This window comes from Nocardioides sp. JQ2195, assembly GCF_012272695.1.
Lineage (GTDB): Bacteria > Actinomycetota > Actinomycetes > Propionibacteriales > Nocardioidaceae > Nocardioides.
The window spans coordinates 1039488-1048467 of sequence record NZ_CP050902.1; the positions used below are offsets into that span (position 1 = coordinate 1039488).

An 8980-nucleotide genomic window follows, 5' to 3' on the forward strand; every position below is an offset into this window, starting at 1 on the left:
CAGCCGCCTCGTCGGTCTGGACGTCGACGCGGATCCTGCGCGGCAGCGTGCCGTTGGTGCGGAGGACGGTAGCGGTCAGACCAGGTCGGCGTCGTGGACACAGATCGCGATCTGCACCCGGTTCGTGACGTCGAGCTTGTCGAAGAGCCGGGAGACGTGGGCCTTCACGGTGGGAACGGAGAGATGGAGCGTGCCGGCGATGTCGGCGTTGCTCAAGCCGCGACCGACCTCGATGGCGACCTCTCGCTCCCGGTCGGTGAGCCGGGCGATCCGAGTCAGCGCGCGAGCCTGCCGGTCGTCGGGTGCCCCGTTGCGGACCTGGCGGATCAACGTGGCAGTCACCGAGGGTGACAGCATCGGTTCGCCGGCCGAGACCTTGCGGATGGCGGCCACGATCTCGGCCGGGGGAGTGTCCTTGAGCAGGAACCCGTCCGCGCCCGCGGAGAGTGCCTCGAGCACGTAGTCGTCGGCGTCGAACGTGGTCAGCACGATCACGCGTGGCGGGTGCTCCCAGGTCTGCAGCTGGCGGGTGGCATCGAGCCCGTTGAGGACCGGCATCCGGATGTCCATGAGCACGACATCGGGACTCCTCCGGCGGGCCAGGCCGATCGCCTCGCTGCCGTCGGGAGCCTCCCCGATCACGTCGATGTCTGCCTGCCCGCCGATCATCAGGGCCAAGGCGGAACGGACCAAGGGGTCGTCGTCGACGATCAGGACGCGGATCACGGGGCCCACGGTATCCATGTGTGCAACACGAACATGGAGCCGTCGCGGCCGTGCTCGAGCCGGCCACCGACCAGCTCGGCACGCTCCGCGAGGCCGATGAGCCCCAGCCCGGAGCGGGGGGTCTCGGGCTTCGGGCCGAAGCCCAGCGGATTGCGCATGAGGAGGGTGACCCCGTCCTGGAGCGACCCGCTGACGTGCACGAACACGGTGGTTCCCGGCGCGTGCTTGCGGGCGTTGGTGAGTCCCTCCTGGACGATGCGGAAGAGCGTGCGACCGATCTGGTCCGGGACCGGCTCGCCGTCCGCCAGGATCGCGTCGTACTCCACCTGCATGCCGCCGGCCCGTGCCTCCTCGACGAGGTCGAGGATGTCGGTGTAGGTCGGTTGTGGCTTGTCGAGCAGCTCACCGGTCTCGGGATCACGGAGCACGCCGAGCACCGCACGGAGGTCGGTGAGCGCCAGGTTCGCCTGCTCCTGGATGACCCCCGCCGACGAACGCATCTGCTCGGCGGTGAGGTCGTCGCGGAAGGCGAGTGCACCGGCGTGCATGGACACCTGGGAGATCCGGTGCGCCAGCAGGTCGTGCATCTCCCGGGCGATCCGCGAGCGCTCGTCGCCACGTGCCTTGCCAGCCCGCAGCTCCTGCTCCGCCTCGGCCCGCTCGGCCCGCTCGCGCAGTGTCCACAACAGTTCGCGACGCGAGCCGATGAACATGCCCCAGCCCATGCAGGCGCTGATCACCACGAGGTTGATGGCGCTGCTGATCCAGCCGGGGAGGCCGTCGTCCACCGGCTGGTAGTAGAGCAGCATCTCAGCGCCCAGCCACTGGGCCAGGCCGACGACGATGACCGGGCGCCAACGCCGGCTGGTCGCGACCGACACCGCAGCCAGGGTGGCCGGCCCGGCAGCCAGGGGGGAGAAGCCGGCCATCAGCCCGGTGACCACACCGATCGTGACCGGTTGACGACGACGCAGGAACAGCACCGCGAAGGAGGCCAGGCCCATCACGACGTCGATGACGAAGACCGCTCCGGTGTTGTTGTCGCGGGCGTCGAGGTAGGTGGGCCAGACCAGTCCCGCGATCGCCAGGCAGCCGGCGTAGCGCCAGAAGCTGCCCCAGCGGGTCAACGGGGGCTGTGAGGGAGAGGCGGTCTGCGGCACGCCGCCAGCGTAGGGCCGTCCGGGCCGCCCCGGGCCCTCCCCGGGGCTGGAGCACCCCCTACTTTGGTCGCTCGAGAACCATCCCCTGGACCGATTCCCGGCAGGCCGCGACGCGCCAGAGTGGTTCCCATGATCAAGGTCGAGAACCTCACCAAGAAGTACGGCGGCTTCACCGCCGTCAAGGACATCAGCTTCGTGGCCCAACCCGGCCGCGTCACCGGCTTCCTGGGCCCGAACGGCGCAGGCAAGAGCACCAGCATGCGGATGATGGTCGGGCTCACCAAGGCCGACGCCGGATCGGTCACCGTCGGTGGCCACGACTACCTGGACATCCCCGACCCGGGCCGGCACGTCGGCGTGCTGCTCGACGCGTCCGCCCAGCACGCCGGCCGGACCGGCCGTGAGGTGCTCGCACTGAGCGCCGCGACGATGGGGCTCCCCACGTCGCGTGTCGACGAGATGCTCGAGCTGGTCTCGCTGACGGGCAGCGAGTCCAGGCGTCGCGTGAAGAACTACTCGCTCGGCATGCGCCAGCGGCTCGGCATCGCGAATGCGCTGATGGGAGATCCGTCCGTGCTGATCCTGGACGAGCCCGCCAACGGGCTGGACCCGGCCGGCATCCGCTGGATGCGCGGACTGCTGAAGGGTTATGCGCAGCGCGGGGGCACCGTGCTGCTCTCCAGTCACCTCCTGCACGAGGTGCAGCAGATCGCCGACGACCTGGTGATGATCGGTCGCGGTGAGATCGTGGCCGAGGGGACGCCTGAGGAGCTGTTGCGCGACAGCGGCACGTTCTTCCGCGCTCTCGAGTCGGACCAGCTGGTCAAGGCGCTCGCCGACGCCGGCATCGGGACGAACCCGGTGGCCGATGGCTTCCGGACCGACGCCGAGCCCGTGCAGGTCGGCAAGGTCGCCGCCGAGCACCAGATCACCCTCGTCGAGCTGAAGCTGGCGGACGGTGGCCTCGAGGACCTCTTCCTCGAGCTGACCGCCGACACCCAGCGTGAGACCTACACCGAAGGAGGCCAGAAATGAGTGCTGGCACGAGCACCGTCGCCGCACCCGTGGCAGCCGGCGACCCCGGCTACATCGACATCTCCCAGAGCCGCCGGCCCTCGTTCGCCCGCTTGGTGGGCGTCGAGATGCGGAAGATGACCGACACCAGGGCCGGGTTGTGGTTGCTGATCACGATCGGGGTGGTCACCGTCCTGGTGAACACACTCTTCCTGATCTTCGGGGACTCCTCGGAGCTGACGTTCCTGGCCTTCCTGCAGTTCTCGGCGATGCCGCAGGGAATGTTGCTGCCCGTCCTCGCGATACTGCTGGTCACGCAGGAGTGGGGCCAGCGGACCGGGCTGGTCACCTTCTCGCTCGTGCCGCACCGCGGCCGAGTGACGGTCGCCAAGCTCGCCGCCGCAGTGTTGTTCGTGCTGGCCGCCTTCGTGGTCGCGTTCGTCGTGGCGCTCGTGCTGACGCCGATCGCCGGGGCAACCGACCCGTGGCAGGACGTCACGGTCGCCTACCTGAGCCGAGTCGTCCTGGCGCTCCTGCTCGGCGCCGTCTGGGGCTTCGCGTTCGGTGCCGCCCTGCTCAACAGCGCCTTCGCGATCGTGGCCTACTTCGCGGTGCCCACCGTGATCTCGATCGTCACCTCCATCTGGGCCACCATGCAGGACAAGCTCCTGTGGTTCGACCTGCAGAGCTCCTCCAGCCAGCTGTTCAACCCCGATGGCATGAGCGGTGAGCAGTGGGCCCAGGTCGGCACCGGCGTCCTGATCTGGATCGTGCTGCCGCTCGCGATCGGCGTGTGGCGCATCACCCGCACCGAGATCAAGTAACGCATCTCGTGCCGTCGAACGGCCCGGACCTGCCAATCGGGGGAGGTCCGGGCCGTTCGTCGTCGGCGCGCTGCCGGTTAGGGTGCGCACATGAGCAACCCAGCTGAGAGCCGTGCTGACGGCCGCGCCGACGACGAACTCCGCCCGATCAGGATCACCCGCGACTGGCTCGACCACCCGGCCGGTTCCGTGCTGGTGGAGTTCGGCCGGACCCGGGTGCTGTGTGCGGCCTCCGCCTCGGAGGGTGTGCCGCGCTGGCGCAAGGGCTCCGGGCTGGGTTGGGTGACCGCCGAGTACGCGATGCTGCCCGCCTCCACGAACACCCGCTCGGACCGGGAGTCCGTGAAGGGGCGCATCGGTGGTCGCACCCACGAGATCTCCCGGCTGGTCGGCCGGTCCCTGAGGGCGGTCATCGACTACAAGGCGCTGGGCGAGAACACCATCCAGCTCGACTGTGACGTGCTCCAGGCCGACGGCGGCACGCGCACGGCGGCGATCACCGGGGCCTACGTCGCCCTCGCCGACGCGTGCGCCCACCTCGGCGTCGGGGGCGCGCTCACCGGCTCGGTGGCCGCGGTCTCCGTGGGCATCATCGACGGGTCACCGCGCCTCGACCTGCCCTACGAGGAGGACGTGCGTGCCGAGACCGACATGAACATCGTGATGACCGGCGACGGCAAGTTCATCGAGGTGCAGGGGACCGCCGAGGGTGCGGCGTTCGACCGTGCCGAGCTCGATGCGCTGCTGGCCCTCGGTGAGAAGGGGTGCGCCGACCTGACCCGCATGCAGCGCGAGGCACTCGGTGCCTGACGTCTTCCTGGCGTCACGGAACGCCAAGAAGCTGGAGGAGATGGAGCGGATCCTGGCTCCCCTGGTCACGGGGGTCCGGGTGCTCGGGCTCGACGACGTCGCGGCGTACGCCGAACCCGTCGAGGACCAGCCCGACTTCGCGGGCAATGCCTTGCTCAAGGCCCGGGCCGGCGTCGCGGCCACCGGCCTTCCGTCGCTGGCCGACGACTCGGGCATCTGCGTGGACGCGCTCAACGGCATGCCCGGCGTGCTCTCGGCGCGCTGGTCGGGACCGCCGCTGGGTGCGGCCTCCGGGCAGGACCAGCGAAACAACGAGCTGTTGCTCGCGCAGATGTCCGACGTTCCTGACGAGCGGCGCAGCGCCCACTTCACGTGTGCGGTCGCCTTCTGCCACCCGGGCGGCTCGAACGGCGTGGTCGAACGGGTCGTGCACGGGCGCATGGACGGACGCATCCTCCGGGAGGTGCGTGGCACAGGAGGCTTCGGCTATGACGTGCTCTTCGCGGCGGACGGCCACGACGTCACGACGGCCGAGCTGTCCCGCGAGGAGAAGGACGCGATCTCCCACCGCGGAAAGGCACTGCGCGAGATCGCACCGCACGTCGTGGCCGTGCTCTGCGGATCCTGACGGTCAGCTCCAGACCCACGAGTCGACGATCTGGGCCAGGGCCTCGTCGGTGTCGGACTCACGCTCGGGGGTGGTGGACATCCCCAGGGTGTAGGCCTTGCCGTCGTTGACCACGAGATGGGCGACCTGGACGATCTCGACTCCGTGCTCGTTCGTGCGGGCGAAGCGCACCCCGACGGACTCCTGACCATCGATGACCAGACCGGCGATGTCGTGCGGCTGGGCGTCGAGCTCCTTGCGCATCGCCTCCTTCCACCCGTCCGCCAGGTCCTCAGGCGTCTCCGACGGCCCTGCCGGGGTGACGTTGACGATGAAGTTCGCCCGGGCGCCCTGGAACTGCGAGCCCCACGCGGACACGGAGTCGATGGCGTCGCCGGAGCCCACCCCTTCGACGTCGTCCGAGACGTCGGACCATCCCCCCGGGAGCAGGTAGGAGTAGCCGACGCCGGCGACGGTGCTGGCATCAGGTGTCCTGGGGCTGCTCGGCCCGTCCGACGGCTCGACGGACGAGCTCGGGTCATCTGCGACCGGGCTGCTGTCGTCGCCACCGAGGGTGAGCACCAGGGCCACGACCACGGCGACGCAGACCAGGGCCACCGCCACGACGGCTGCGACCAGGGCCACGAGGGGCGTCCTGCTCGGCCGGCCGGGCGCGCCACGCAGGTCCGTCCGCCCCCGCGACAACCGCCTGCTCATTCGTTCTCCTGGTATCCGGCCCATCGGCCCCGGGTGCCGGAGGGGGGACTCGAACCCCCACGCCCTGGAGCACAGGTACCTAAAACCTGCGTGTCTGCCAATTCCACCACTCCGGCTGCACCCCGAAGTGTAGGTGCCGTGATCGCCTCGACGTCAGTCGAGGGCGAGGTCGCGCCGGAGCTTGGCGACGTGCCCGGTGGCCTTGACGTTGTACTGGGCGAGCTCGATGCGGCCCTCCTCGTCGACGACGAACGTCGAGCGGATCACGCCCTGCACGATCTTGCCGTAGAGCTTCTTCTCACCGAAGGCGGCGTACGACGCCATCACGGCCTTGTCGGGGTCCGAGAGCAGGGTGATGGTGAGGTGGTCGCGCTCGCGGAACTTCGCCAGCTTCTCCGGCTTGTCGGGGGAGATGCCGAGCACCTCGAAGCCGGCCGCCTCGAGCGAGTCGAGTGACTCGGTGAAGTCGCAGGCCTGCTTCGTGCAGCCGGGGGTCATCGCCGCCGGGTAGAAGTAGACGATCACCTTGCGACCACGCAGGTCGGACAGGGAGACCTCCTCGCCGGTGTCCGAGGACAGCGTGAAGTCGGGGGCCGGGTCACCGACGGAGAGACGGTCGGGAGTGGCGGTGGTCATGGATTGCCTCCTTGTTGCGAAGAGTTCGCAATGGCGTAGTGTCAGCGTCATGCACGTACCTGATGGATTCCTCGACGCTCCGACGTCGATCGCGACAGGGGTGGTCGCCGTCGCCGGCGTCGCCGTCGCACTGCGCGGAGCGCGCAAGGAACTCGATGACCGTACCGCCCCGTTGGCGGGGCTGGTCGCCACCTTCGTCTTCGCGGCGCAGATGATCAACTTCCCCGTCGCCGGTGGGACGAGTGGCCACCTCCTCGGAGGTGTGCTGGCCGCAGTCCTGGCCGGTCCGTGGACCGCAGTGCTCTGCATCAGCGTCGTCCTGCTGGTGCAGTCGTTGCTGATGGCCGACGGCGGTGTGACGGCCCTCGGCACCAACATCACCCTGATGGGGTTGGTCGGTGTCGCCGCGGGCTGGCTGGTCTTCAAGGGCCTGGTCGCCGTGCTGCCGCGCACCCGGGCCTCGGTGCCTCCGGCTGCCGCGCTGGCGGCCCTGGTCAGTGTGCCCGCCGCAGCGCTGGCATTCACCGTGCTCTTCGCGATCGGTGGCACGGCTCCGGTCGAGACCGGCACGGTGCTCACCGCGATGGTCGCCTGGCACGTCGTGATCGGCATCGGCGAGGCAGTGATCACGGCCCTGGTCGTCGGAGCCGTCGTCGCCTCGCGCCCTGACCTGGTGCACGGCGCGCGACACCTGTCCTCCGCAGAGCACCTCGAGATCCGGAAGGCCGTGGCATGAAGTCGCGCAGGTTCTTCGCCATCTTCCTGCTCGTGTCGCTGCTGGTCGCGGGCGTGGGCAGCTTCTATGCCAGCTCTCACCCCGACGGCCTGGAGTACGTCGCCAGCAAGACCGGCTTCGGCGACTCCGCGAAGGACTCTGCGACGGCGGACAGTCCGTTCGCCGACTACGGCGTGAAGGGTGTCGACAACGACCGGCTCAGTGCCGGACTGGCCGGGGTGGTCGGATCCGTGGTCGTCCTCGTGCTGGCCGGTGGCTTGTTCCTCGTCGTACGACGACGCAGCGACGAGGCCTGAGGTGGGCGCCGGTCACGGTCACCGGCTGTTCTTCCACGGCCACAGCCCGATCCACGGGGCGCCGGCCCACCTGAAGCTGGTCGCCCTGGTCGTCTTCATGTTGCTCGTGGTGGCCACGCCGCACCGCTGGTGGATGGCCTTCGGCGGGTTCCTCCTCGTGCTCCTCACGGTGATCGCGGTGTCCCGGGTGCCCCCGCTCCACATCGTGCGCCGCATGGTGGTCGAGGTGCCGTTCGTGCTCTTCGCGGTGCTGATGCCGTTCATCTCGACCGGACCGCGCGTCGAGGTGCTCGGCGTGAGCGTGTCCGAGCCCGGACTGGTCGCCGCCGGCGTCTTCCTGGCCAAGGCCACCCTGGGTGTGATGGCCTCGCTCACCCTGGCCTCGACCACCGAGCCGGTCGACCTGCTGCGCGGCCTGCGCACGCTGCGCATGCCCGACCAGATCGTGCAGATCATGAGCTTCATGATCCGCTACCTCGACGTGGTCACCGACGAGCTGCGCCGTATGGTCGTCGGCATGCGATCCCGTGGCTGTGACCCGCGTTCCCCGCGGCACTGGCCGGCCCTGGCCCGCACCCTCGGTGCCCTGTTCATCCGCTCCTACGAGCGCGGCGAACGCGTCCACCTGGCGATGCTTTCCCGAGGGTACGACGGCACGATGCCCGAGACGAGCCCCCGGTGAGCACCCCGATCCTCGACGTCCGTGGCCTGGCCTTCGCCTACCCCGACGGACACCAGGCGTTGTTCGGCGTCGACCTGCACGTGCACCGCGGGGAACGCGTCGCCCTGCTCGGCCCCAACGGTGCCGGCAAGACCACGCTGGTGCTGCACCTCAACGGGATCCTCAGCGCCGGTGCCGGCTCGGTGACCGTCAGCGGGCTGCCGGTGGAGAAGAAGAACCTGCAGGAGATCCGTCGCCGGGTCGGCATCGTCTTCCAGGACCCGGACGACCAGCTGTTCATGCCCACCGTGCGCCAGGACGTCGGCTTCGGGCCGGCCAACCTCGGCGTCAGGGGAGCCGCGCTCGACAAGGTCGTGCTCGACGCCCTGGACCGGGTCGGCATGGCCGACTTCGTGGATCGCCCACCGCACCACCTGTCCTTCGGCCAGCGCCGCCGGGTGGCGGTGGCAACCGTGCTGGCGATGGAGCCCGAGATCCTGGTGCTCGACGAGCCGTCCTCGAACCTCGACCCCGCCTCGCGTCGGGAACTGGCCGACATCCTGCGCTCCCTCGACGTGACCGTGCTGATGGTCACCCACGATCTTCCCTACGCGCTGGAGCTCTGCTCGCGCGCCGTCGTGCTCCAGGGCGGCGTGGTGGCCGCCGACGGGGCGACGTACGACATCCTGACCAACGACGAGCTGATGGCCGAGAACCGTCTGGAACTGCCGTTCGGCTTCGATCCGCGCACCATTGATAGCCTTCCCAACTGACGCACCACGTGGCGCACCCC

General features: G+C 69.6%; 12 protein-coding genes and 1 tRNA gene. 8 read left to right on the forward strand and 5 right to left on the reverse strand.

Annotated features, from left to right (window positions below):
• Nucleotides 1-75: 75 nt before the first annotated feature.
• Nucleotides 76-726: a response regulator transcription factor gene (locus tag ncot_RS04930; protein WP_240938072.1), complete on the reverse strand. Its 651-nt coding sequence runs from the start codon at nt 724-726 to the stop codon at nt 76-78.
• A complete protein-coding gene (locus ncot_RS04935; protein ID WP_168616608.1) occupies nt 723-1886 on the reverse strand; it encodes a histidine kinase in 1164 nt (387 codons plus the stop codon). The genes ncot_RS04930 and ncot_RS04935 overlap by 4 nt, the downstream gene beginning before the upstream one ends.
• 129 nt (nt 1887-2015) lie before the next feature.
• Between ncot_RS04935 and ncot_RS04940 the strand changes: the two genes are divergently transcribed.
• The 4 genes from ncot_RS04940 (at nt 2016) to rdgB (ending at nt 5162) form a co-directional block, all read left to right on the forward strand.
• On the forward strand, nt 2016-2921 hold the full coding sequence (locus tag ncot_RS04940; protein ID WP_206065156.1) for an ATP-binding cassette domain-containing protein: 906 nt from the start codon (nt 2016-2018) through the stop codon (nt 2919-2921).
• Nucleotides 2918-3724, forward strand: coding sequence for an ABC transporter permease (locus ncot_RS04945; RefSeq protein WP_168616610.1), 807 nt, complete (start codon nt 2918-2920; stop codon nt 3722-3724). Before ncot_RS04940 ends, ncot_RS04945 begins: the two co-directional genes overlap by 4 nt.
• A gap of 90 nt (nt 3725-3814) precedes the next feature.
• A complete protein-coding gene (gene rph, locus ncot_RS04950) occupies nt 3815-4534 on the forward strand; it encodes a ribonuclease PH (protein ID WP_168616611.1) in 720 nt (239 codons plus the stop codon).
• Entirely contained in the window at nt 4527-5162 is a 636-nt protein-coding gene (gene rdgB / locus ncot_RS04955) for an RdgB/HAM1 family non-canonical purine NTP pyrophosphatase (RefSeq protein ID WP_168616612.1), read from the forward strand. Before rph ends, rdgB begins: the two co-directional genes overlap by 8 nt.
• Before the next feature lie 3 nt (nt 5163-5165).
• Here rdgB and ncot_RS04960 read toward each other — a convergent pair whose 3' ends face one another.
• The 3 genes from ncot_RS04960 to bcp all read right to left on the reverse strand — a co-directional run bounded on the left by ncot_RS04960 (nt 5166) and on the right by bcp (nt 6494).
• Entirely contained in the window at nt 5166-5858 is a 693-nt protein-coding gene (locus tag ncot_RS04960) for a hypothetical protein (protein ID WP_168616613.1), read from the reverse strand.
• Between the two features lie 34 nt (nt 5859-5892).
• Nucleotides 5893-5974, reverse strand: a tRNA-Leu gene (locus tag ncot_RS04965).
• Nucleotides 5975-6011: 37 nt separating this feature from the next.
• The gene (gene bcp, locus ncot_RS04970) at nt 6012-6494 is read right to left on the reverse strand and encodes a thioredoxin-dependent thiol peroxidase (protein WP_168616614.1); all 483 of its coding nucleotides are present in this window, start codon (nt 6492-6494) and stop codon (nt 6012-6014) included.
• A 49-nt stretch (nt 6495-6543) separates the two neighbouring features.
• On the opposite strand from bcp, the gene ncot_RS04975 reads away from it, so the two are divergent.
• From ncot_RS04975 to ncot_RS04990, 4 genes are read left to right on the forward strand one after another with little or no spacing between them, the layout of a single operon-like run.
• On the forward strand, nt 6544-7230 hold the full coding sequence (locus ncot_RS04975) for an energy-coupling factor ABC transporter permease (protein ID WP_168616615.1): 687 nt from the start codon (nt 6544-6546) through the stop codon (nt 7228-7230).
• Nucleotides 7227-7526 carry a PDGLE domain-containing protein gene (locus ncot_RS04980; RefSeq protein WP_168616616.1) on the forward strand — a complete coding sequence of 100 codons (300 nt, stop codon included), beginning with the start codon at nt 7227-7229 and terminating at the stop codon, nt 7524-7526. The genes ncot_RS04975 and ncot_RS04980 overlap by 4 nt, the downstream gene beginning before the upstream one ends.
• A gap of 1 nt (nt 7527) precedes the next feature.
• A complete protein-coding gene (cbiQ, locus tag ncot_RS04985; protein ID WP_168616617.1) occupies nt 7528-8208 on the forward strand; it encodes a cobalt ECF transporter T component CbiQ in 681 nt (226 codons plus the stop codon).
• Nucleotides 8205-8960, forward strand: a complete 756-nt coding sequence (locus ncot_RS04990; protein WP_168616618.1) for an ABC transporter ATP-binding protein — start codon at nt 8205-8207, stop codon at nt 8958-8960. Before cbiQ ends, ncot_RS04990 begins: the two co-directional genes overlap by 4 nt.
• Nucleotides 8961-8980 lie beyond the last annotated feature (20 nt).

Coding starts and splice junctions, on each gene's coding strand:
- rph (WP_168616611.1), top strand. CDS start 3,815: ATGAGCAACCCAGCTGAGAGCCGTGCTGACGGCCGCGCCGACGACGAA.
- bcp (WP_168616614.1), bottom strand. CDS start 6,494: ATGACCACCGCCACTCCCGACCGTCTCTCCGTCGGTGACCCGGCCCCC.
- ncot_RS04980 (WP_168616616.1), top strand. CDS start 7,227: ATGAAGTCGCGCAGGTTCTTCGCCATCTTCCTGCTCGTGTCGCTGCTG.
- ncot_RS04945 (WP_168616610.1), top strand. CDS start 2,918: ATGAGTGCTGGCACGAGCACCGTCGCCGCACCCGTGGCAGCCGGCGAC.
- ncot_RS04975 (WP_168616615.1), top strand. CDS start 6,544: ATGCACGTACCTGATGGATTCCTCGACGCTCCGACGTCGATCGCGACA.
- ncot_RS04960 (WP_168616613.1), bottom strand. CDS start 5,858: ATGAGCAGGCGGTTGTCGCGGGGGCGGACGGACCTGCGTGGCGCGCCC.
- ncot_RS04940 (WP_206065156.1), top strand. CDS start 2,016: ATGATCAAGGTCGAGAACCTCACCAAGAAGTACGGCGGCTTCACCGCC.